This window comes from Maribacter sp. HTCC2170, assembly GCF_000153165.2.
Classification (GTDB): domain Bacteria; phylum Bacteroidota; class Bacteroidia; order Flavobacteriales; family Flavobacteriaceae; genus Maribacter_A.
This window is the reverse complement of sequence record NC_014472.1, coordinates 789,790-813,650: the sequence shown is the minus strand read 5'-3', so window position 1 is coordinate 813,650 and position 23,861 is coordinate 789,790. Positions and strand designations below refer to the sequence as shown.

The following is a 23,861-nucleotide window of genomic DNA, read 5'->3' as shown; positions in this document are numbered from 1 at the left end:
ATGTTACAGCAAGAATCAAGATTAAAGGTAGCGGACAATACAGGAGCAAAAGAGGTTTTGACCATCCGAGTTCTTGGTGGTACCAAAAGAAGATATGCTTCTATTGGCGATAAAATCGTTGTTACGGTAAAAGAAGCTACACCAAATGGTGGTATCAAAAAAGGAGCAGTTTCAACCGCAGTTGTGGTTAGGACAAAGAAAGAAGTAAGAAGACAGGATGGTTCTTACATTCGTTTTGATGATAATGCTTGTGTTTTATTGAACCCAACAGGTGAAATGAGAGGTACTCGTGTTTTTGGCCCAGTTGCCAGGGAATTACGTGATAAGCAGTTCATGAAGATTGTATCATTAGCCCCTGAGGTGCTTTAATATTAAGACGATAATGAAAAAGTTAAAGATAAAAACAGGAGATACCGTTCGGATAATTGCTGGAGACCATAAAGGTACTGAAGGTAAAGTGACCAAGGTGTTTATTGAAAAGGACAAGGCTATCGTGGAAGGAGCCAATATGGTTTCAAAACATGAGAAGCCAAGTGCGAACAATCCTCAAGGCGGTATTGTTAAGAAAGAGGCTCCTATTCATATTTCCAATCTATCATTGATAGATTCCAAATCTAGTGAAGCAACTAGGGTGGGGTTAGAAGTTAGAGATGGTAAGAAGGTTAGATTTTCTAAAAAATCCAATGAAGTAATTTAGTTATGGCTTACGTTGCAAGATTAAAAACAGAATATAACGAGCGTATTGTAAGTGCGCTTAAAGAGGAGTTTGGTTACAAAAATGTAATGCAAGTTCCTAAATTAGAAAAAATTGTGGTGAGCAGAGGTGTAGGAGCTGCAGTAGCTGATAAAAAGTTGATTGATCATGCTGTTGATGAATTGTCAAATATCACTGGTCAAAAGGCTATAGCTACTATATCAAAAAAGGATGTTGCCACATTTAAACTTCGTAAAGGAATGCCGATTGGGGCGAAAGTTACTTTGCGTGGAGAAAAAATGTATGAATTCTTGGATAGATTAGTTACTTCGGCTTTGCCAAGGGTAAGAGATTTTCAAGGAATTCGTGCCACAGGTTTTGATGGCAGAGGTAATTATAGTTTAGGTGTTACTGAACAGATTATTTTTCCTGAAATCAATATTGATAAAATCAACAGAATTAATGGTATGGATATAACATTCGTTACATCTGCGCCAACTGATAAAGAAGCGAAATCATTATTAACGGAATTAGGATTACCTTTTAAAAAGAACTAGTATGGCTAAAGAATCAATGAAGGCCCGTGAAAGAAAAAGGGCAAAGACAGTTGCTAAATATGCTGAAAAGCGTAAAGCTTTGAAAGAAGCTGGTGACTATGAAGCGCTTCAGAAATTGCCAAAAAATGCTTCTCCTGTCCGCATGCACAATCGTTGCAAATTAACAGGGAGACCTAAAGGGTATATGAGAACTTTTGGTATTTCAAGGGTGACTTTCAGAGAGATGGCCAACCAAGGGTTGATTCCTGGAGTTAAAAAAGCAAGCTGGTAATAAAAGATTAATTGGTTTTAGGTTCGACAAATTGTTGAAAACCGCTACCGAAATATATATACATGGTAACAGATACTATAGCAGATTACTTAACAAGAGTTAGAAATGCCAATTCGGCTGGTCACAGAGTGGTCGAAATTCCGGCATCCAATGTTAAGAAAGAGATAACGAAAATATTATTCGATCAAGGATATATTTTAAGTTATAAGTTCGAGGAAGATGAAGTACAGGGTTCAATAAAGATTGCCTTAAAATATGATAAGGTGACAAAAGAGCCAGTAATTAAAAAATTACAGCGTATAAGTAAGCCAGGTTTACGTAAGTATGCCAACTCTGGTAATATGCCACGAGTACTTAACGGGTTGGGTATTGCGATTGTTTCTACTTCTCACGGGGTAATGACCAGTAAGCAGGCCAAAAACGAGAATGTTGGTGGCGAGGTATTATGCTATGTATATTAATACTATTTAAAGAGTAAAAAAATGTCAAGAATAGGTAATAATCCAATCGCAATCCCAGAAGGTGTAACCATCGAGGTTAAGGATAATGTGGTTGCCGTAAAAGGAAAATTGGGTGAATTAACTCAGGATTTTTCTGGTGTAGAGATTAAGATAGAAGATGGTCAGGCATTGGTGACTAGGCCTTCAGATTCAAAAGAACATAAAGCAAAACATGGTCTGTACAGATCTTTGGTTTTGAATATGGTTGAAGGTGTATCTAAAGGTTGGACCAAGGAACTGGAATTGGTTGGTGTTGGTTATAGAGCTAGCAATCAAGGTCAAAAATTGGATCTTGCCCTTGGGTTTTCCCACAATATTGTGATGAACATTGCTCCAGAAGTTAAGATTGAGACAACATCTGAAAAAGGAAAGAATCCAATTATAAAACTTTCCTCTTTTGACAAGCAATTAGTTGGGCAAGTGGCAGCAAAGATTCGTTCTTTCCGTAAGCCAGAGCCTTACAAAGGAAAAGGTATCAAGTTCGTTGGTGAACAATTAAGAAGAAAAGCAGGTAAATCAGCTTAATAATTAGCGTCATGGGATTATCAAAGACTCAAAGAAAATTAAGAATCAGAAGGAGAATCAGAAAGGTTTCCTTCGGAACTGCTGACAGACCAAGATTGTCAGTATTTAGAAGTAATACTGGAATCTATGCTCAAGTAATCGATGATAACGAAGGGACTACCCTACTTGCAGCTTCATCCAGAGATAAAGATTTGGCTTCTGAAAAGGGAAGCAAATCGGAAATTGCTACGTTGGTAGGAAAGACTATCGCTGAAAAATGCAAAAAAGCTGGCATTGAGCAAGTTGCATTTGATAGAGGGGGTAACTTATATCACGGCAGAGTAAAATCGCTCGCTGAAGGAGCAAGGGAAGCAGGACTAAAATTTTAATAAAGAGTATGTACCAGAAATACAAAAACGTAGAGACTGTTAAGCCAGGAGGTTTAGATTTAAAAGATAGATTGGTTGGCGTACAAAGGGTAACCAAAGTAACCAAGGGTGGTAGAGCATTTGGTTTCTCGGCTATCGTCGTGGTAGGTGATGAAGCAGGAGTTGTAGGGCATGGCTTGGGTAAATCCAAAGAAGTTGCAACAGCTATTGCTAAGGCTATCGAGGATGCTAAAAAGAACCTTATTAGAATTCCTTTGGACAAACACACTTTGCCGCATGAGCAAAAAGGAAAATTTGGTGGTGCCCGTGTTTATATTCAACCTGCATCACATGGTACAGGTGTAATTGCTGGTGGTGCTGTGAGAGCGGTACTGGAAGCGGTGGGAGTACATGATGTATTGTCAAAGTCACAAGGTTCTTCTAACCCTCATAATGTTGTTAAAGCTACTTTTGATGCGCTTTTACAGTTAAGAGGTGCAAAAACAGTCGCGCAACAAAGAGGTGTTTCTTTGGAAAAAGTTTTTAAAGGATAATTGAATATTATGGCAAAGATTAAAGTAAAACAGTTAAAAAGTAGTATTAAGCGTCCACAGAACCAAAAGAGAACGTTGGAAGCTTTGGGACTACGTAAGATTGGCCAGATTGTAGAGCATGATGCCACGCCAAATATTCTTGGCATGATAGATAAAGTTAAACACTTAGTTTCCACAGAGGAGGCTTAATATATATACGGTGTAATGAATTTAAGTAATCTAAAACCAGCTGAAGGTTCTGTCAATAGAGACGGTAAAAGAGTAGGAAGAGGACAGGGATCAGGAAAAGGTGGTACTGCGACCAGAGGTCACAAGGGAGCCAAATCTAGATCAGGTTATTCCAAGAAAATTGGTTTTGAAGGTGGTCAAATGCCTTTGCAAAGACGTGTTCCTAAATTTGGATTTAAGAACATAAACAGGAAAGAATACCAAGGAATAAATCTTGATAAGCTACAAGAGCTTGTAGACACTAAGGTGATTAAAGATGTTGTTACTTTTGAAAACCTTGTTGAAAACGGTTTAGTTGGAAAGAACGAATTGGTTAAAATTTTAGGTAGAGGGGAGTTAAAGGCTTCTTTAAAAGTTTCTGTGCATAAGTTTACGGCTACGGCAAAAGCTGCTATTGAGGCTGCTGGTGGTGAAGCAATAAGTTTATAAGCTAGACAAGACAAGACTATGAAGAAATTTTTCGAGACAATATCAAACATTTGGAAGATTGAAGAGCTAAGGAATAGAATTATTATCACCTTAGGTCTTCTTTTGGTATACCGTTTTGGCTGTCAAATTGTTCTTCCTGGTATTGATACCACACAATTAGCAGAGTTATCCTCAAATACCGATAATGGTATTTTAGGCATACTTAATGCTTTTACAGGTGGTGCATTTGCTAATGCCTCTGTTTTTGCCTTGGGGATAATGCCCTATATTTCTGCGTCGATTGTTGTACAATTAATGGGTATTGCAATTCCGTATTTACAGAAATTACAGAAAGAAGGCGAGAGCGGCCGAAAAACTATAAACCAAATTACTAGATGGTTGACCATTGGTATTTGTATTGTTCAAGCGCCGGCATATCTTTATAGTTTAGGTGCATTGGGTGTTCCTGATAGTGCTTTTGTACTAGGAAAAGGATTGGATTTTATAGTGCCTTCTGTTATTATATTGGTAACAGGATGTGTGTTTGCAATGTGGTTGGGTGAGAAAATTACAGATAAAGGTATTGGTAATGGTATTTCATTATTGATAATGATTGGTATTATTGCCACTTTACCGCAATCTTTCGTTCAGGAATTCATTTCTAGAACTGCTAATAATAATGGTGGTTTAATGTTCATCCTAATCGAGGTCATATTATGGTTCTTGGTTATCCTAGCCAGTGTATTATTGGTAATGGCAACACGTCAAATTCCCGTGCAATATGCTCGAAGAACTGCCTCTGGTGGTTACGAGAAAAATGTAATGGGGTCTAGACAATATATTCCATTGAAGTTGAATGCTTCTGGGGTAATGCCAATCATCTTTGCACAAGCTATAATGTTTGCTCCTGGTTTAATTGGGAAAACGTTTAATAATACAGCAGTTGGTCAGTGGATGGAAGTACAGTTTCAGGATATTTTTGGATTGGCCTATAATATATTGTTTGGACTATTGATTATAATCTTTACATATTTTTATACTGCAATTACAGTGCCTACAAATAAGATGGCTGATGATTTGAAAAGAAGTGGTGGTTTTATCCCAGGTATTAGACCAGGGAAGGAAACCGGAGATTTCTTAGATAAGATAATGTCATTGATTACATTACCTGGATCAGTCTTTCTAGCTCTATTGGCAGTATTACCGGCAATAGTGGTTAAGTTGATGGATGTTCAAGCAGGTTGGGCATTGTTTTATGGTGGTACATCGCTATTGATTATGGTTGGTGTAGCCATTGATACTGTTCAGCAAGTAAACGCTTACCTATTGAACAGACATTATGATGGTTTAATGAAATCTGGTAAAAACAGGAAAGTAGCATAAGTTATGGCTAAACAAGCGGCAATTGAACAAGATGGGTCTATTATAGAGGCTCTTTCGAATGCAATGTTTCGAGTGGAACTTGAAAATGGGCATGTGGTAACAGCTCATATATCGGGCAAAATGAGAATGCATTACATAAAATTGCTTCCTGGAGATAAGGTTAAATTGGAGATGAGCCCATATGACCTGACCAAAGCAAGAATTACATATAGATATTAAGACAGCAAGATGAAAGTTAGAGCTTCAGTAAAGAAAAGAAGTGCCGATTGCAAAATAGTTCGCAGAAAAGGCAGGTTGTACGTAATCAACAAAAAGAATCCTAGATTTAAACAAAGACAAGGGTAATTATGGCAAGAATTGCAGGTATAGATATACCAAAACAGAAGAGAGGTGTTATAGCCCTTACCTATATTTTTGGTATTGGTAAAAGTAGGTCTAAAGAGATTTTAGATAAGGCACAGGTTAGTGAAGATACTAAAGTATCTGATTGGAACGATGATGAAATTGGTCGTATTCGTGAGGCTGTTGCTTTATACACTATTGAAGGTGAATTAAGGTCTGAGACACAATTGAACATTAAGCGATTAATGGATATTGGTTGTTACAGAGGTATTCGTCATAGAGCTGGTCTGCCTTTAAGAGGTCAAAGAACCAAGAACAACTCTAGAACCCGTAAAGGAAAAAGAAAAACAGTTGCCAACAAGAAAAAGGCAACTAAATAATAAGTAGCATATTATGGCAAAGACAAATGCAAAATCGGCTAAGAAACGTAAGGTAATAGTAGATGCCGTGGGAGAAGCTCACGTTACAGCATCTTTCAATAATATTATCATATCCTTGACTAATAAAAAGGGAGATGTTATCTCTTGGTCATCTGCTGGAAAACAAGGTTTCAGAGGTTCTAAGAAGAACACTCCATATGCTGCTCAAGTAGCTGCTGAGGATTGTGCTAAGGTAGCTCACGAAGCAGGTCTTAGAAAGGTGAAGGTTTATGTAAAGGGGCCAGGTAATGGTAGAGAATCTGCAATTCGTTCTTTACACAATGCTGGTATCGAGGTTACTGAAATCATCGATGTTACCCCAATGCCACATAACGGGTGTAGACCTCCAAAAAGAAGAAGAGTTTAATTAATATTAATATTTCAAAGGAGGTGTAGTTACGATTATCGAAGGATTAAGCCTTAATTCATAATCACATTTCCAAATTAAAAGAAGATGGCAAGATATACAGGACCAAAAAGTAAGATCGCACGTAAGTTTGGCGAAGCGATTTTTGGAGACGATAAGTCTTTTGAAAAGAAAAGTTACCCTCCTGGGCAACACGGACAGAATAGACGTAGAGGTAAAAAATCTGAATACGCTGTTCAGTTGATGGAAAAACAAAAGGCAAAATATACCTATGGTATATTGGAAAAACAATTTAGAAACTTGTTTGCCAGTGCAAATAGAAGTAAAGGAGTAACCGGTGAGGTACTTTTACAACTTTGTGAATCAAGACTTGACAATGTAGTTTACAGAATGGGAGTCTCTACTTCTAGAAGAGGTGCAAGACAATTGGTTTCTCACAGGCATATTACGGTTAATGGGGAGTTGGTTAATATTCCTTCTTATTCTTTGAAAGCAGGTGATGTTGTAGGAGTAAGAGAAAAATCAAAATCTTTACAGACTATTGAAGATGCTTTGTCAGCTAGTGGTCATGTATATGAATGGATTACTTGGAACTCAGAAAAGAAAGAAGGAACTTTTGTTTCTGTTCCAGAGAGAATGCAGATTCCTGAAAATATCAAGGAACAATTAATCGTCGAGTTATACTCAAAATAAAACAACACTGATCCAATTATGGCATTATTTAATTTTCAGAAACCCGATAAAGTAATAATGATCGATTCTTCAGATTTCGAAGGGAAATTTGAATTTAGACCATTGGAACCTGGTTACGGTTTAACCGTTGGGAACGCATTAAGAAGAGTATTGCTTTCATCTTTGGAAGGCCATGCTATTACTTCTGTAAGGATTGATAAAGTAGAACATGAGTTCTCTGTAATTCCTGGTGTTGTAGAAGATGTTACAGAGATTATTTTGAACTTGAAACAAGTTCGTTTTAAAAAGCAAATTGAGGATTCAGAAGCTGAGGTTGTATCTATTTCTGTAAGTGGAAAAGATCAATTGACTGCTGGTGATTTTCAAAAATTCATTTCTGGGTATCAAGTTTTGAACCCTGATTTGGTTATCTGTAATATGGATTCCAAGGTCAGTATCAATATGGAAATTGTTATTGATAAAGGTAGAGGGTATGTTCCTGCAGAGGAAAACAAAAAATCCAATGCTGCCTTAGGTACAATTGCGGTTGATTCTATTTTTACACCTATAAAAAATGTAAAATATAGTATTGAAAACTTTAGGGTTGAACAAAAGACTGATTATGAAAAATTAGTTTTTGAAATCGTTACTGATGGTTCAATACACCCGAAAGATGCTTTGACTGAAGGTGCAAAAGTTCTTATTCACCACTTCATGTTATTCTCCGATGAGAGAATCACACTTGAGGCGGATGAGATAGCTCAAACTGAAACATATGATGAGGAATCATTACATATGCGTCAATTGTTGAAAACGAAATTAGTAGACATGGATCTTTCAGTTCGTGCTTTGAATTGTTTGAAAGCAGCTGAAGTAGATACTTTGGGAGACTTGGTTTCATTCAATAAAAATGACTTGATGAAGTTCAGAAACTTTGGAAAGAAATCCTTAACTGAACTTGAAGAGTTGGTGATCAACAAAGGATTGAGCTTCGGAATGGATCTTTCAAAATATAAATTAGACAAAGATTAAATAATCATATTTTGCTCTCCTAAAGGTAATTTTTGGGATTTGGTAGCAAGATGATAAAATTGAATAATGAGACACGGAAAAAAAGTTAATCATTTAGGAAGAAAAGCTGCACATAGAAAAGCTATGTTGGCAAATATGGCTTCTTCTCTTATAGAGCATAAAAGAATAAACACTACTGTTGCCAAGGCAAAAGCCTTAAAGCAGTTTGTTGAGCCATTGATAACAAAGTCTAAGGCAGCTAACAATCAGACAGCTGAAAAGGGCACACACAACAGACGTATAGTTTTCAAATATTTAAGAAACAAATATGCTGTCACTGAGTTGTTCAGTGCAGTTTCTGAAAAAGTTGGTGATAGACCAGGTGGTTATACAAGAATCATTAAATTAGGAAATAGACTTGGGGATAACGCCGATATGGCAATGATCGAGTTGGTTGACTTTAATGAGATTTATAACGCTGATAAGCCTAAGAAGAAAACGACAAGACGAAGTAGAAGAGGTGGTGGTGCAAAAACAGAAACTCCACCAGTAGCTGTGGCTGATAGTAAATCAGATGATTCAGAAGAATAAAATGTTATTAACTAATAATATTTACGAAAGGATAAGCTTTACAGTTTATCCTTTTTTTATGTTTATTTGTGAAATTTAATTATTGAGAATAGAATATGAAGTATCAATCTAAAAAACGTGCCGTTCTTTTACTAGCTGACGGCACAATTTTCTATGGTAAAGCTGTAGGCGGAAAAGAGGGGACATCATTTGGTGAGGTATGTTTCAATACTGGTATGACCGGGTACCAGGAGATTTTTACAGACCCGTCCTATTTTGGGCAATTAATGGTTGCTACAAACGCACATATTGGGAACTATGGGACCAATGAAGGTGAGGTTGAATCACAAACAGTAAAAATTGCTGGATTAATTTGCAAGAATTTTAGTTATGAATATTCACGACCTGATGCCGATTCAAGCTTATTGGATTTTTTGAATAAAAGCAATACGCTCGCAATTTCAGATGTTGATACACGGGCTTTGGTGTCTTATATAAGAGATAATGGAGCTATGAATGCGGTTATTTCTACTGATGTGGACAACATTGAAAATCTAAAAACTGAATTAGCGAAGCTACCTAGTATGAAAGGTTTAGAACTTGCTTCTAAGGTATCTACAAAAGAACCGTACTATTATGGGGAAGAGAATGCAACTTATAAAGTGTCAGCTCTTGACATTGGTATAAAATTGAATATTCTTCGAAATATTGCCAAAAGAGATTGTTACATTAAGGTTTTCCCTTACAATGCTACATTTGATGAAATGCAAGAATGGAATCCTGATGGTTATTTTATTTCGAACGGGCCTGGGGATCCAGAACCATTGAATGCTTCGATAAATACTGCAAAGGATATCATTAGCAGTGATAAGCCTCTTTTTGGAATATGTTTGGGCCACCAAGTTATCGCATTGGCCAATGGGGTATCTACCTATAAAATGCATAATGGGCATAGAGGAATAAATCACCCAATTATGAATCTAAAAACTGGAAAGGGTGAAATTACTTCTCAGAACCATGGTTTTGCAATTAATAGGGAAGAGACTGAAGCTAATCCTGATATAGAGATAACACATGTTCATTTAAATGACAATACTGTTGCAGGTATTAGGTTGAAGAATAAAGATGTTTTTTCTGTACAATACCATCCTGAAGCAAGTCCTGGACCGCACGATTCTGAGTATCTTTTTGATGAGTTTTTAAATTTGATCAAGAATTCCGCAAACCAGAAAGTCAAAGTTTAGATTATCACAAATTTAATGTGAATATATGGTGTGATTGCACCTTATAATTTGGTTGTTTCGTATCTTTGTACTTTGAAAAAATCAATACTAAAAGCAAATTATATGAGTGTTATTATTAGTGTGCACGCGAGACAGATTTTGGATTCTCGAGGCAATCCAACGGTAGAAGTTGATGTAATCACAGAAAATGGTATAATGGGTAGAGCAGCGGTTCCTTCTGGTGCTTCTACTGGAGAACACGAAGCTGTTGAACTTAGAGACGGTGGTAATACTTTCATGGGTAAAGGTGTTAGTAAGGCTGTTAATAATGTGAATTCCCTAATCGCAGAAGAAATATTGGGAATGTCTGTTTTTGAGCAGAACCTAATTGATCAAACAATGATTGATTTGGATGGGACTCCCAATAAATCCAAGCTAGGCGCAAATGCTATCCTTGGAGTTTCCTTGGCAGCAGCAAAAGCCGCGGCCAATGAACTTGGAATATCATTGTTCAGATATGTTGGTGGTGTAAGTGCAAATACATTGCCAGTGCCAATGATGAATATAATCAATGGAGGTTCGCATTCAGATGCGCCAATAGCTTTTCAGGAATTTATGGTGATGCCAATAAAGGCTAAAAACTTTTCTCATGCTATGCAAATGGGAACTGAGATTTTCCATAATCTTAAAAAAGTTTTACATGATAGAGGCTTAAGTACTGCTGTTGGTGATGAAGGAGGATTTGCTCCTACATTGGACGGAACAGAAGATGCTATTGAGACTATTGGAAAAGCGGTAGAAAATGCCGGTTACAAATTCGGAGATGAAGTAAAAATTGCTTTAGATTGTGCTGCAGCAGAATTTTACGAAAACGGTAAATATGATTACACCTTGTTCGAAGGGGATAAAGGAGCTGTACGTTCTTCCGAGGAACAGGCAAAATATCTTGCTGAACTTTGTGCTAAGTATCCCATTATTTCCATAGAAGACGGTATGGATGAAAATGATTGGGACGGTTGGAAAGTTTTGACGGAGATGATTGGGGATAAAGTACAATTGGTTGGTGATGATCTTTACGTGACCAATGTAGAGCGTTTATCTAGAGGTATAGAAAATGGTATTGCGAACTCTATATTGATAAAAGTGAACCAAATCGGTTCATTGACTGAAACCATAGCAGCTGTAAACATGGCTAAAGATGCTGGTTTTACTTCAGTGATGTCTCATCGTTCTGGTGAAACTGAAGATAATACCATTGCGGATTTGGCGGTGGCATTAAACACAGGTCAGATAAAAACTGGTTCAGCTTCACGTTCAGATAGAATGGCAAAATACAACCAATTACTTCGTATCGAGGAAGAATTAGGTAGTACGGCTTATTATCCGCAGGAGAAAGCTTTTAAAGTAAATCAATAAGATTTGAACCTTTGCAAAAGCCTTTCTTTGAAAGGCTTTTTTTGGCTCTGAGCTAAACTTTACTTACCTTTTTAGACCAACCGATTACTAATCAAATTAATACACCTAAATGAATAACTTTCTTTTTGTTGCTGCTGAAAATGATGGATTGTACAATTGTAAAGCAGGAGGTATGGGCGATGTTGTTCGGGATGTGCCGAGACAGATATCTGAAAGAGGGGATAAGGTCCATGTAGTAGTTCCTGCATATTCAAGACTACATAAAGGAGGTATACTCAAGGCCAAATTGAATTTTGGATTAAGAGGTACTACCTATACGGCAGAACTGTATGAGGTTATTCCCAAAAAAGAATTCAAAAACGTTCATCATTATGTGATTCATCATCCTGAAATTGAGGGAGGTGAAATAGCAAAGATTTACCACGATAATCCGGTTGAGCCATTTTTTACTGATTTTGTGAAGTATGTCATATTCTGTACAGCGGTAGCCGAGGCAATTAAACATGGTGAGTTTGGTAAGCTTGATATTGTGCATATGCACGATTGGCATTCTAGCTTATTATTGTTCTTGAAAACTTTTCATCCTAAGTATAAATCCCTAAGGAAGATGAGGTTTGTATATAGCATACATAATCTTGCAATTCAGGGGATAAGACCTTTAGAAAACAATTATGCCTCTGTACGGAATTGGTTTCCTGATATTCCCTTTGATTCCAAAGGGTTGATGGATTATCGATATCAAGACTGTATTAATTTAATGGCCGTAGGTATACGGTACGCCGATGCTGTTCACACAGTTTCACCTTCTTATATGGAGGATGTACTCCTGCCCAGTGAACCGCCTGAATTCATTGGTGGGGAGGGTCTCGAAAAGGACTTGCAAAAAGCAGCCAATGAAGGAAGGTTGTTTGGTATTTTGAACGGAAGTAATTATTCAAATATTAATGAGGAATCCACGGGGATGATTTATCGTAATACGGTATTAGCATTGTTTCAATGGTTACAAGATGAGACTAAAAAGTACAAATCAGATTTTTTGGCCCACACAGGAGAAAAAATAATTAAGTACATAATAGAGGGCAGACCCAGTTTTATTGCATCAAGCGTGGCGCGTCTAACGGAGCAGAAATTCTATTTTATTAAACGTTCGCCCGATGCATTTGTTGAAATTCTAAAGAAGCTGGATAAGGTAAACGGTATTTTTATGCTCTTAGGTACTGGTGCCCCGGAATATGAAGATTTATTTAGGAAGATCAGTTATGAGAATAAAAACTTCATTTTTACTAATGGTCAATCAGAAAGTTTGATTGATTCAATGTACCTTGAATCAGATCTTTATTTTATGCCAAGCCTTTTTGAGCCCTGTGGAATAAGTCAAATGTTGGCAATGCGTAATGGAGTACCATGTTTGGTGCACCATACAGGAGGTTTAAAAGATACAGTGGAACATATGAAAACTGGATTCAGTTTTGATGGGGCAACTTATGAGGAGAAGATCAAAAACATGACAACCTCATTTGACCTGATCTTAGATATTTATAAAAATGATAAGCCCAAATGGAAAAAAATCCAGGGGAATGCGAAGAAAATGCGTTTTACTTGGAAGAAGTCTGTTGATGCATATTATAAGCAGTTGTATTCCTTCAGTTCTTAAGCAAAATAGATTGATTATAAATGACTTGTCATTACTACAGCAAAATTGTTAAAATGATGGGTTTTTCTTAAATTTGTCTTTCACCATAATCCAAGTAAAATATACAAATGTCAGATAAAGCAACTCTAGAGTATAACGGTAAAAAATATGAATTTCCTGTAATAAAAGGTTCAGAAGATGAACTGGCCATTGATATAAAAACATTGAGGTCTACCACGGGTATGATTACTATAGATCCTGGGTATAAAAATACAGGCTCTTGCGAAAGTGCCATTACATTTTTAGATGGTGAAAAAGGAATGTTGAGGTACCGTGGATATTCAATAGAAGAATTGGCTGAAAAGGCTGATTTTTTAGAAGTTGTTTATTTGCTGATTTTTGGAGAACTACCCAATAAAGAACAATTGACTTCTTTTCATAATGATATTAAGGCTGAATCCCATGTAGATGAAGAAATGAAGAAAATTTTAGATGGTTTTCCTAAGTCTGCACACCCAATGGGAGTGTTGTCTTCATTGACCAGTGCTTTAATTGCCTTTAATCCAACTTCTGTAAATGTTTCATCTGAAAAAGAAATGTACCATGCTATGGTGAGGATATTGGGTAAATTCCCTGTATTGGTGGCTTGGACCATGCGTAAGAAAAAAGGTTTGCCTTTGGATTATGGCGATGATAGTTTAGGTTATGTAGAGAACCTACATAAAATGATGTTCAAAAAGCCGAACAAGGAATATGAAAAAAACAAAATTGTAATTGATGCTCTTGACAAGTTATTGATATTGCACGCTGATCATGAACAAAATTGTTCTACTTCGACAGTGCGTATTACAGGTTCTTCCCATGCAGGATTGTTTGTTTCATTATCAGCTGGTATCTCAGCGCTTTGGGGCCCGTTACATGGTGGAGCCAATCAGGCTGTTTTAGAAATGTTGGAAGCTATTGCTGAAGATGGTGGTGACACGGAAAAGTATATGGCGAAGGCAAAGGACAAGAGCGATCCTTTTAGATTAATGGGCTTTGGGCATAGGGTTTACAAGAATTTTGATCCAAGAGCAAGAATAATCAAGAAAGCTGCTGATGAAGTATTGGAAGATTTAGGAGTTGATGATCCAATTTTGGAAGTAGCCAAAGGATTGGAAAAAGTAGCTTTGGAAGATCCATATTTTGTTGAAAGAAAACTATATCCCAACGTAGATTTTTATTCTGGAATTATTTATCGCGCATTGGGTATACCAGTAGAAATGTTTACAGTGATGTTCGCTATGGGTCGATTACCAGGATGGATGGCTCACTGGAGGGAAATGCGCTTGAGAAATGAGCCGATTGGTCGCCCAAGACAAGTATTCATTGGCGAAACTACAAGACCTTTTGTTCCTTTGAACAAAAGGTAACAAGTTCAAATAACTAAACAGTAATCAACCACTTTTTTCAATTTTAGAAAAAGGTGGTTTTTTATTATCTACAAAACTGAATTCATATATTTGCGCAAAAAGTATATGCTGCATCTAAATATAAATGACGAAACATCAAAGTTGAAAGCTGTTGTGCTAGGCACTGCAAAAGAAAGTGGTGGTATGCCTTTACCTGAAGAGGCTTACGATCCTAAATCATTGGAGCATATATTGGCTGGTACATATCCTGCAGAGGAAGATATGATTAATGAAATGGAGGCATTTGCTGAGGTGTTTGAAAAGCATGGTGTTGATGTTTTTAGACCAGAAGTATTGAGCGATTGTAATCAGATATTTTCTAGGGATATTGCTTTTGTAATAGATGATAAATTGATCAAAGCGAATATACTGCCAGATCGGGAGGAAGAGTTTGAGGCAATACTTCATGTGTTGGACAGAATTGATCCCGAGAAGATTTTATATCCACCTGACGAAGTGCATATAGAAGGTGGAGACGTGATGCCATGGAATGACCATATTTTTATTGGAACCTATACTGGTAAGGATTATCCAGATTATATTACCGCAAGAACTAATTGGCAGGGAGTTGAGTATATCAAAAAAATGTTTCCGAAAAAGATTGTTAAGTCATTTGAATTGAGAAAATCAATCACCAACGCAAAAGAAAATGCCTTGCATTTAGACTGTTGTTTTCAGCCAATTGGAACAAATAAGGCCATTATGCATAAGAATGGATTTTTGGTCGAGGAAGAATACGAGTGGTTGTTGAATTATTTTGGTCAAGAGAATGTGTTTGAAATCACCGCTGATGAAATGTATCAGATGTGCAGTAATGTGTTTTCGATAGCACCAAATGTCGTAGTTTCTGAGCGCAATTTTACGCGTTTGAACACTTGGCTCAGGGAACAAGGTTTTGTTGTAGAGGAAATTCCATATTCTGAGATTTCTAAGCAAGGAGGTCTTTTACGTTGTAGTACGATGCCTCTGATTCGTGAGTAAGACCCATTTATGCCGGCTAATTTGACTTTTGACGCATTTTTGTCAAAAATCTAAAGCAAAAAATTACATTTGCCCAAAATTTCAGAAAACCTATGCAGATTACAAATACAATATTAATGATTCGCCCTGTGAACTTTCGTATGAACGAACAGACTGCAGTGAACAATTATTTTATGGAGGAGATAGATTTGAAAGCAAAATCTGTCAATGAAAAGGCACAAGAGGAGTTTGATGCGTTTGTTGACGCATTACGAAGCAAAGGTGTTAATGTAATTGTAATTGATGATACCCAAGTGCCAGATACTCCCGATTCTATTTTCCCTAATAATTGGATTTCTTTTCACGCTAGCGGTACGGTTGGTATTTACCCTATGTTCGCTGAGAACAGAAGAAATGAAAGGCGTGAGGATATTCTTGAAATATTGGAAGACGAAGGGTTTATCATCAAAGATGTTGTAGATTATACTTCGGCGGAGGAAGAAGGTTTGTTTTTAGAGGGTACAGGTAGTATTCTTATGGATCGCATACATCAAAAAGTATACTGTGCGCTGTCAGATAGGGCTCATGAGGAGTTGATCATTGAGTTTTGTGAGGATTTTAATTGTTTTCCCGTAATATTTACAGCCAATCAAACAGTTGATGGGCAGAGATTACCAATTTATCACACAAATGTGATGATGGCTTTGGGTGAGGAATTTGCTGTGATTTGTTTAGGTTCTATTGATGACAAAAAAGAACGCAAGAGTGTCGTTGAACACCTAAGGAAAGATGGTAAGGAGATTATTGAAATCACCGAAGATCAGATGCATCATTTTGCAGGGAATATGTTACAGGTCCTGGGAGCCAATGACAAGCGGTTTTTGGCAATGAGCAGCGCTGCATTCAATAGTTTGGATTTTAAACAAATTAAGGCCTTTGAGAAACACTGTGAAATAATACATAGTTCATTGGATACAATAGAAACCTGTGGAGGTGGTAGTGCCCGCTGTATGATGGCTGAAGTATTCTTGCCAAAGGCCTAAGAAGCTATCGTGTTTGTTTTCGTGTAATGTCTAACACCCAAATAGGGGTTTAAGTAAATGTGGGCAATAGGTCTTAAAGCATAAAAAATGTTTAGTTTTGCAGCTTAAATTACAGCCCAATGAGCATTCAAGAAATCCTAACCACTAAGGTAAAAGAAGCAATTTCTACAGTATACAAAGTTGATTTGCCAACTGTTGAGTTTCAGCCTACCAGAAAGGACTTTGAAGGGGATATTACGGTTGTTGTTTTTCCGATGCTACGATTTGTCAAAGGCAACCCTGCGGTATTAGGAAATCAAATAGGTGAATACCTAATGGAACATGTTGAGGATGTATCAGGTTTCAATGTGGTGAAAGGGTTTTTGAATATTGTAATCAGTGATTCACACTACATTGAGTTTTTTAAATCCATAAAAAAAATTAAAAATTTTGGCTATAGAGCTAATGCAGGTAAGGAAGCCGTAATGGTGGAATATTCCTCTCCCAATACCAACAAGCCACTGCACTTAGGTCATATTCGTAATAATCTATTAGGTTACTCAGTTGCCGAAATTTTGAAGGCAGCAGGTAAAAAGGTATATAAAACCCAAATCATCAATGATAGGGGTATTCATATATGTAAAAGTATGCTGGCTTGGCAGAAATTTGGAAAAGGCGAAACACCTCAAAATACTGGATTAAAGGGCGATAAACTTGTTGGTAATTACTATGTCGCATTTGATAAGGCTTATAAAGCTGAAATCGAAGAAATGGTCTCGAAAGGAGTTGAAAAGAAACAAGCAGAAAAAGAAGCCCCTATTTTGTTGGAAGCTCAATCAATGCTACGAAAATGGGAAGCTAGCGATGATGAGGTTGTAGGTCTTTGGAAAACCATGAACGGATGGGTTTATAAAGGTTTTGATGAGACGTACAAGAACCTTGGCGTTGATTTTGATAAACTTTATTACGAGAGTGACACTTATCTTTTAGGAAAGGATGTTGTAGCAAGTGGATTAGAAAAAGGTGTTTTTTACAAAAAGGAGGATGGCAGCGTTTGGATTGATTTGACCGATGAAGGCCTTGATGAGAAAATTGTACTGCGATCAGATGGTACGGCAGTATATATGACCCAAGATATTGGTACGGCAATACAACGAGTAAAGGATTATTCTGATATCACAGGTATGGTCTATACGGTCGGAAATGAACAGGATTATCATTTTAAAGTGCTTTTTCTGATTTTGAAAAAACTCGGTTTTACATGGGCAGAGCGTTTACATCATTTAAGTTATGGAATGGTTGATTTGCCCAGTGGTAAAATGAAGAGTAGGGAAGGTACTGTTGTGGATGCTGATGATTTAATGATTGATATGTCAGAAACAGCGGCCAAAATCTCAGAAGAATTAGGGAAATTGGATGACTATTCTGTTACAGAGAAACAAGGATTATTTAAGATGATTGGCTTAGGAGCTTTGAAATATTATATATTGAAAGTGGACCCTAAAAAAAGAATTCTTTTTGACCCTGAAGAGTCGGTTGATTTTCAAGGGAATACAGGGCCATTTATTCAATACACATACGCCAGAATACAATCTATACTTCGCAAAGGGGACGAGATAGCGAATGTTTGGGATTCCGAGGTTGAACCTGCTATGGAATTACATTCCAAGGAGAAAGAGTTATTAAAACAGGTTCAAGCTTTTCCTGAAACCATTCAATTGGCGGCAGAAAATTATAGTCCAGCTCTCATCGCAAATTATACGTATGATTTGGTAAAGGAGTTTAATTCTTTTTATCAGCAGGTATCAATTTTGGGCGAATCTGTTGAGCAAAAGAAAGTTTTTAGAGTACAACTTTCGAAAAAAGTGGGTGAAGTGATCCAGTCTGCATTTTTATTGCTGGGGATTCAAGTTCCTGAGAGGATGTAGAATTGGTTAAATAGGGAAATGAGTTTATATGTTTTTGATAAAATTCTTCAAAAGACTTGCTCTATGTACTATAGTTTGGGCAGGAGCCTGTTCTGACTCATCAACAGAGGATTCCATTATTTATGAAAACAATGGGGAGAAAAGAGTTGTTGGGTATTTGCCCTACTATCGTTTTTTTAATAGTAACAAAATTGATTATTGCAAATTAACCCATCTTAACCTGGCCTTTGCAAACCCTGATAATGAAGGTAACCTTATTGTTCCAGAAAGCATAAATGATGTGGTGAATGACGCTCGGAGCAGAAATGGGGATATCCTCATTTTTATTTCTCTCGCAGGTGGCAGCCTCTCTGTCGAGCAAGAAATAAATTGGTCTTCGTTTGTTGATGATAATACCAAAACAAGCACCCTTGTTGATAAAATAATAGACTATGTATTGTTAAATGATTTGGATGGGGTTGATGTAGATTTAGAATGGAGTCATGTTACTATTGGATACAGTAATTTTATTTTGACATTAAATCAGGCATTGAAAAAAGAAGATAAACTTCTAACTGCTGCACTACCAAATAATACGCGATTTGAACATATTAACGATGCAGCGCTTGCCGCGTTCGATTTTATAAATATTATGGCTTATGATGGCACAGGGCCATGGAACGCTAATAATCCTGGCCAGCATAGCTCTTATGATTTTGCTGAGAATGGGATTGACTTTTGGAATAGCTCTCAAAATATAAACTCCGATAGACTAACACTTGGAGTTCCTTTCTATGGATACGATTTTACCAATCAAGAAGTTGTGTCATTCACTTATGGGCAAATGATTGAAGAGAGCACTGAGTTTGCCGACTTAGATGAATCTACACAGCGGTACTATAATGGAAGATCTACTATAGAAAGGAAAGTGGAATTGGCAGTAAAGAGAACAGGTGGTATTATGATTTGGGAGCTTGGTCAAGATTCATTTGATCAATATTCATTGCTCAATACGATTCATAATAAGTTTACGGTGATGAAGGTTAAGACTACAGGAATGTGTGGCAATTAGTTATTTGAAATAAAAAACCTCACAAGTAGATTAACTTCTGAGGTTAGTCGCTATTACTTTTAAGCTTATTATTTAGCTGTTGATTTACCCTTTTTGAAAATTATCTTTTCTTGTGTGAATTGGTAGGCGGCTTCAAGAAAATCTACTATTTGAGGCCAGTTTGCATTTGGTTCAAAATAATTTTTGTAGTGCTTACGAGTATGAATTTTTAATACGTCACCTTCGATTTTGGCAGAACTAATGAATCCACCAGAGGCATTTTCAATATTCACATTCAATTTGTCAAGACCTCCAACAGAATATCCAATAGGAATTTTCAATTCAATGGTGTTTTCAAAAGACCTTGGCGAGTACATGTAAACGTTATTTGTACGTGCTTTTTCTTTCTCTGTTAAACTAACTTGGCCGCCGACTAATCTCCCAACTTCAAAAATATAGTTCTTTCCTGCTTTTTTTACCAATTGGTTTTCAATGGTAAAATACTCTTTAGTTACTAACGGACTTTCGTGACCATATCTACCCGTTTCCAAAATTTCATACGTATGTTCGTCTATAGTCAAATCGTACTCTTTTTCAGTCTGTTTTTTTATAGATTCCCCTTGCCTTTTCTTCAGTTTGGAAATTAACGCATGTGACTCTTTCTGGATTTGGTCTTTTCGTTTTTTCTTTTTTACCTGTTTGTCTATATAGTTTTGGTTGTTGAATTTCTTATAGTCTTCATTTATATAGTCAAAATAATAAAGTAGGTCTTCTTGGGCAGAACTTTTGCTGTTCCCCTTGTAGGCCACGTTTTTTTCAACCTTGAAACCACTAAAATCTTCATTGAGGGTAATTATAGCGTTATCTACAGTGCCATTATCTTCAAAAGAGGTTTTTCTGGTTGAGACTGTCTTAATGTTGTTCAACTTGTTTTTGCCATCAATCTTGTTAAGGGCATAGACTTCGGTATTTTCAAACTTATACGCTAGCTCATCAATATCGGAATGTTGCGACAATGGTGGAACATATAATGTTTTTCCGTTTACATGAACTTCTAAAAAAGTCGAGATTTCACTTTTAAAAAGAACGTCCTTTATGGTGCCTTCATACCTTGGGACAGCAAGAATACGGTCAAATTTTATTTCATGCCTATCTAAGTATTCAGCCATCAATGAGGTATTCTCAAATGCATCAAAATGGTCATCATAAGCAGTGCTGCCATAGACCATGTTAGGAATGATCTCGGTTTGGGCATAGACCGATCGCTCTATGAATTGAGTGAGGTAAAAATGTCTAAAATAATAGTACGCCTGTTTTATCTTTTCTTCTTCAGAAAGGTTATGACCTTCAAAAAACTTGTCTAATTCCCTGAATCTTGAGTTCTTCGCGTCATAATCCCAGTGATCATGGTAAAGCTCTAGAACGTCTTCTTTTGACACCACCTTTTTGATTACATCTTCATCTTCGGAAATGAAATCGAAAATTCTGTTCTCATGACTTCCTCTGCGTGCAAAAGTTACTTGAAACTTGTAATAGGGTAATTCTATTTGAGGATAATACCAAAATGGGAAATCGTTCTTATCTATGTTTTCTGCCTTAAGTGTATACCTTCTGTCATTTCTTTTGTCAGTCTTTATTTCGGCAAGCTCGGGAGCACCGTTATAGCTGTTGAAATTGATGAAAAAATCATTTTCGGTGTTGAATTTCAATACCATCTCTTTAATAGGGTATTCATCGCTTATGGTTCGTGTTATGGGTTCAAAAGTGTACCCGTATTTTTGTTTAAAGGGTTCTATGCTATAGATGTAATAATCTAATATATCACCTTCCTCTAATCCGGATATAGCCAATTTATATTCATCATCGGCCCTGACCGCTTCTTCATCAATCTCAATTTCTTTTTCAGAACCATCTGGTTTTATGATTTTTACCCCTACATAGTTGGTGCCTCTTCTTCCCCAACCTTTTCTAGCCCTCAATCTTTTGGTGAATGAAAATTCAGAATGATCGTCAATAGCCGCTTTATCCAATAGCATAATTCGTTTTCTAAATGAGTGTACATAATCTACCTGCTTGGCAAATTTGTGGTAATCATAGAAGTACTCCTTATAAAGAATAACGGCCGACTGATCTTGCCATTTTGATGGTATATCTGCATTTTCTTTTTGGGTGTCGTTTGCACCCCAGAAGATCTCTTTTATCTCAATTTCCTTTTTGGATTGTGCAACAATCGAAAATGTGCATAAACTAACGAACAGGCAAATTATTGATTCTTTGTTGATCATGTTTAGGTTGTTTATTTGGTATTATTGTTTTTGATAAGTATCACTTGTTCTTGGTAGATATTGTTCAGTTGTTTGACGGCTGAATTCCATTTCTCAAAATTAGTTTTGGTAATCGCTGCCTTATTTAATACAAACTTTTTGTTATACTCAAGAGTATTGTTCTTTTTGATAATTGTTATTGAAATGTTGAAATCTTCAGTTTGTACATTGAAATCTTCAGGAATCTCTTTTATACTATAGCCGTTCGGAATTTTTAATGTAGTGTTATACTCAACGTGTGTTTTATACGGGAACTCCAAATCAAGTTCTCTTTCGGAAAGGTCCAAATCTTTAAAATGATTCCCGTATTCCAAATCAATGTAAACCTCGTCATCAAAAGAAGAGATTTTATTGTCCAAAGAAATAGAATAATCAATAGTTATATCATTGTCCCTATTTTCCAAGTCTGTTGTATTGACATCAGTGACTTGACAATTTTTATCCGCTTTACTCAAATAGGCATTAAGAGCGTTCTCTTTTTTGTTTGTCTTGATTGAATTATAGCTATGTAAAAAGTGCGACCTGCTTTCTCCCTGATAGGTCTTATTTACCGTTCCGATAATTTTATCATCGGAAATCTCAAAGTCATAGTTTGTAATTTCCTTATTCTTGGAAGCAATCCCATTGGGGATGTTATCTAAAATATACTCATCACCATTTTCTATTAAAACTGGTCTTCCTTGAATGCGTTCAGCATATTCACCAAAGGAGTTATATTTTTCTGTGCTATCTAAGAAATATGTTTTTCCGTTGTCAATAAGTGAACAAATCATGTGATTGTCTACAGCTAAACTTGGGATAGAATAGTCATAGGCGATTCTCTTAGTGCCAATCCAAGTTAATCTGGCATCAAAACCCGCGAGAACCAGCATTTTTTTAGTGAGATTGGCCATACCTTTACAATCACCATAACGTTTGGTAAATACATTCTGTGATTCATCGGGTTTAAAACCGGCAATACCATCTTCAAAAGCTATATATCTTATATTGTCCTGAACCCAGTAGTAGATATTTTTGATTTTCTCATCATCTGTCTTGGCATCTTCGGTAAGTTCATCGACTTTACTTTTTAGGACAGCTGTATCATCTTCCATACTATCAACCAAAGATTTGTACCAATCGTATAATTGTTGGGTTTCAGGAAACAAGTTTACCTTGTTTTCGTCCTTGGTCATTGATTTGGCAATTACTAGAACATGTGGTTGATAGTGTGATGGTCCTGGGGCATTCTTTTCTGTTGGAAAAGCAGGCATGTTTTTTATGGTATACGTATACTCAGTGGCTTTTTTCTTTTCGTCGTATTTTTCTTCTTTATTGATTTCATATCCTTCAAGATTAAATTCCATTACTTTCAATTGTAACCAATCAGGGATATAAAATGATACTTTCTTTTCTAGAATAGGGTATTCATTATTAAAGGCGATTTTAGTAAAGTACTTTATATCGCTATATTCTTTTTCAAGGTTGTATTTGTATTTGTACCCTTTGACAGGAAAGTCAATATTCATGTATTTGACCCGGGCATCATGATAAAAAATGTCACCACTTTCATAAAATTCATCTTTTACCGCAAAATATTTTGGCTTACCATTTCTGAGCTTTGTGCTAAAATTTTTGATTTTGGTTGTGTTGTCGTACATGACATATTTCTGAATGTCTGACCTTGGCACAATATTCATTAATTCCTCGTTGAGTTTCTGGTTCACCTCCACAAGATTATCTGATTTATTGTAATCAAAGGTTATGTTTTCATTACTGTTGAGAATAAGAATCTCATCATCGGGATAGATTGAGCTCAATAACTCGGCATGGGCTATGTGTTCTTCAGTTGGGTTAACACTTTTTTGTGCAGTTATATTTGTAATAATTAAAAGCGCTGAACAAATGAAGGAATAAGAAGTTTTCATTCTAAAAACGTAGGTTGGTTTGGGTTGATTATATTAACTTTTAAAACGTTAAAATATTGTCTTGTTCAACCAGAATAATCCTCACTATGTTCGATATAGTAGGAAAAGAAGTAGAATTA

At 36.4% G+C, this 23,861-nt stretch carries 28 protein-coding genes; 26 read left to right on the top strand and 2 right to left on the bottom strand.

The genetic code is table 11. The features are described 5' to 3' along the window. From rplN to FB2170_RS03630, 26 genes are all read left to right on the top strand, one after another. The gene (gene rplN, locus FB2170_RS03750; RefSeq protein ID WP_013305183.1) at positions 1–369 is read left to right on the top strand and encodes a 50S ribosomal protein L14; all 369 of its coding nucleotides are present in this window, start codon (positions 1–3) and stop codon (positions 367–369) included. A 13-nt stretch (positions 370–382) separates the two neighbouring features. Then, positions 383–697 carry a 50S ribosomal protein L24 gene (gene rplX, locus FB2170_RS03745; RefSeq protein ID WP_013305182.1) on the top strand — a complete coding sequence of 105 codons (315 nt, stop codon included), beginning with the start codon at positions 383–385 and terminating at the stop codon, positions 695–697. Between the two features lie 2 nt (positions 698–699). After that, on the top strand, positions 700–1,251 hold the full coding sequence (gene rplE, locus FB2170_RS03740) for a 50S ribosomal protein L5 (RefSeq protein ID WP_013305181.1): 552 nt from the start codon (positions 700–702) through the stop codon (positions 1,249–1,251). Between the two features lies 1 nt (position 1,252). Beyond that, positions 1,253–1,522, top strand: coding sequence for a 30S ribosomal protein S14 (rpsN, locus tag FB2170_RS03735; RefSeq protein ID WP_013305180.1), 270 nt, complete (start codon positions 1,253–1,255; stop codon positions 1,520–1,522). 62 nt (positions 1,523–1,584) lie between these two features. Continuing rightward, complete coding sequence (gene rpsH / locus FB2170_RS03730; RefSeq protein WP_013305179.1) at positions 1,585–1,983, top strand: 30S ribosomal protein S8; 399 nt, start codon at positions 1,585–1,587, stop codon at positions 1,981–1,983. A 21-nt stretch (positions 1,984–2,004) separates the two neighbouring features. Next, positions 2,005–2,547, top strand: a complete 543-nt coding sequence (rplF, locus tag FB2170_RS03725; RefSeq protein ID WP_013305178.1) for a 50S ribosomal protein L6 — start codon at positions 2,005–2,007, stop codon at positions 2,545–2,547. Between the two features lie 11 nt (positions 2,548–2,558). Next, positions 2,559–2,915: a 50S ribosomal protein L18 gene (gene rplR / locus FB2170_RS03720; RefSeq protein ID WP_013305177.1), complete on the top strand. Its 357-nt coding sequence runs from the start codon at positions 2,559–2,561 to the stop codon at positions 2,913–2,915. Positions 2,916–2,923: 8 nt separating this feature from the next. Further along, a complete protein-coding gene (gene rpsE / locus FB2170_RS03715; protein ID WP_013305176.1) occupies positions 2,924–3,448 on the top strand; it encodes a 30S ribosomal protein S5 in 525 nt (174 codons plus the stop codon). Positions 3,449–3,457: 9 nt separating this feature from the next. Beyond that, positions 3,458–3,637: a 50S ribosomal protein L30 gene (gene rpmD / locus FB2170_RS03710; protein WP_013305175.1), complete on the top strand. Its 180-nt coding sequence runs from the start codon at positions 3,458–3,460 to the stop codon at positions 3,635–3,637. 15 nt (positions 3,638–3,652) lie between these two features. Next, positions 3,653–4,105 (top strand): 50S ribosomal protein L15, encoded by a 453-nt coding sequence (rplO, locus tag FB2170_RS03705; protein WP_013305174.1) that lies wholly within the window; start codon positions 3,653–3,655, stop codon positions 4,103–4,105. 18 nt (positions 4,106–4,123) lie between these two features. Then, positions 4,124–5,467, top strand: a complete 1,344-nt coding sequence (gene secY, locus FB2170_RS03700; RefSeq protein ID WP_013305173.1) for a preprotein translocase subunit SecY — start codon at positions 4,124–4,126, stop codon at positions 5,465–5,467. A gap of 3 nt (positions 5,468–5,470) precedes the next feature. Continuing rightward, entirely contained in the window at positions 5,471–5,686 is a 216-nt protein-coding gene (infA, locus tag FB2170_RS03695; protein WP_013305172.1) for a translation initiation factor IF-1, read from the top strand. A gap of 9 nt (positions 5,687–5,695) precedes the next feature. Beyond that, complete coding sequence (ykgO, locus tag FB2170_RS17155) at positions 5,696–5,812, top strand: type B 50S ribosomal protein L36 (RefSeq protein ID WP_013305171.1); 117 nt, start codon at positions 5,696–5,698, stop codon at positions 5,810–5,812. A gap of 2 nt (positions 5,813–5,814) precedes the next feature. Further along, positions 5,815–6,189 carry a 30S ribosomal protein S13 gene (rpsM, locus tag FB2170_RS03690; RefSeq protein WP_013305170.1) on the top strand — a complete coding sequence of 125 codons (375 nt, stop codon included), beginning with the start codon at positions 5,815–5,817 and terminating at the stop codon, positions 6,187–6,189. Between the two features lie 13 nt (positions 6,190–6,202). Then, entirely contained in the window at positions 6,203–6,595 is a 393-nt protein-coding gene (gene rpsK, locus FB2170_RS03685) for a 30S ribosomal protein S11 (RefSeq protein ID WP_013305169.1), read from the top strand. 87 nt (positions 6,596–6,682) lie between these two features. Continuing rightward, a complete protein-coding gene (gene rpsD / locus FB2170_RS03680; protein ID WP_013305168.1) occupies positions 6,683–7,288 on the top strand; it encodes a 30S ribosomal protein S4 in 606 nt (201 codons plus the stop codon). 18 nt (positions 7,289–7,306) lie between these two features. Further along, entirely contained in the window at positions 7,307–8,299 is a 993-nt protein-coding gene (locus tag FB2170_RS03675) for a DNA-directed RNA polymerase subunit alpha (protein WP_013305167.1), read from the top strand. 66 nt (positions 8,300–8,365) lie between these two features. Beyond that, positions 8,366–8,869 carry a 50S ribosomal protein L17 gene (rplQ, locus tag FB2170_RS03670; RefSeq protein WP_013305166.1) on the top strand — a complete coding sequence of 168 codons (504 nt, stop codon included), beginning with the start codon at positions 8,366–8,368 and terminating at the stop codon, positions 8,867–8,869. 95 nt (positions 8,870–8,964) lie between these two features. Next, the gene (gene carA / locus FB2170_RS03665; protein ID WP_013305165.1) at positions 8,965–10,092 is read left to right on the top strand and encodes a glutamine-hydrolyzing carbamoyl-phosphate synthase small subunit; all 1,128 of its coding nucleotides are present in this window, start codon (positions 8,965–8,967) and stop codon (positions 10,090–10,092) included. Positions 10,093–10,194: 102 nt separating this feature from the next. Next, a complete protein-coding gene (eno, locus tag FB2170_RS03660; RefSeq protein ID WP_041632660.1) occupies positions 10,195–11,487 on the top strand; it encodes a phosphopyruvate hydratase in 1,293 nt (430 codons plus the stop codon). 109 nt (positions 11,488–11,596) lie between these two features. Next, complete coding sequence (locus FB2170_RS03655; protein ID WP_013305163.1) at positions 11,597–13,141, top strand: glycogen synthase; 1,545 nt, start codon at positions 11,597–11,599, stop codon at positions 13,139–13,141. 107 nt (positions 13,142–13,248) lie between these two features. After that, positions 13,249–14,532 (top strand): citrate synthase, encoded by a 1,284-nt coding sequence (locus FB2170_RS03650; RefSeq protein ID WP_013305162.1) that lies wholly within the window; start codon positions 13,249–13,251, stop codon positions 14,530–14,532. A 105-nt stretch (positions 14,533–14,637) separates the two neighbouring features. Then, entirely contained in the window at positions 14,638–15,552 is a 915-nt protein-coding gene (locus tag FB2170_RS03645) for a dimethylarginine dimethylaminohydrolase family protein (RefSeq protein WP_013305161.1), read from the top strand. Positions 15,553–15,644: 92 nt separating this feature from the next. Then, entirely contained in the window at positions 15,645–16,574 is a 930-nt protein-coding gene (gene ctlX / locus FB2170_RS03640; RefSeq protein WP_041632659.1) for a citrulline utilization hydrolase CtlX, read from the top strand. A 119-nt stretch (positions 16,575–16,693) separates the two neighbouring features. Then, entirely contained in the window at positions 16,694–18,481 is a 1,788-nt protein-coding gene (gene argS, locus FB2170_RS03635; protein WP_013305159.1) for an arginine--tRNA ligase, read from the top strand. A 28-nt stretch (positions 18,482–18,509) separates the two neighbouring features. Continuing rightward, a complete protein-coding gene (locus tag FB2170_RS03630) occupies positions 18,510–19,532 on the top strand; it encodes a glycosyl hydrolase family 18 protein (RefSeq protein ID WP_013305158.1) in 1,023 nt (340 codons plus the stop codon). Positions 19,533–19,600: 68 nt separating this feature from the next. Here the strand turns inward: FB2170_RS03630 and FB2170_RS03625 are convergent, their stop codons facing one another. Together FB2170_RS03625 and FB2170_RS03620 are read right to left on the bottom strand one after the other, a co-directional pair. Further along, positions 19,601–21,796, bottom strand: coding sequence for a hypothetical protein (locus FB2170_RS03625; RefSeq protein WP_013305157.1), 2,196 nt, complete (start codon positions 21,794–21,796; stop codon positions 19,601–19,603). Between the two features lie 11 nt (positions 21,797–21,807). Then, complete coding sequence (locus FB2170_RS03620; RefSeq protein WP_013305156.1) at positions 21,808–23,742, bottom strand: transglutaminase domain-containing protein; 1,935 nt, start codon at positions 23,740–23,742, stop codon at positions 21,808–21,810. Positions 23,743–23,861: the final 119 nt, after the last annotated feature.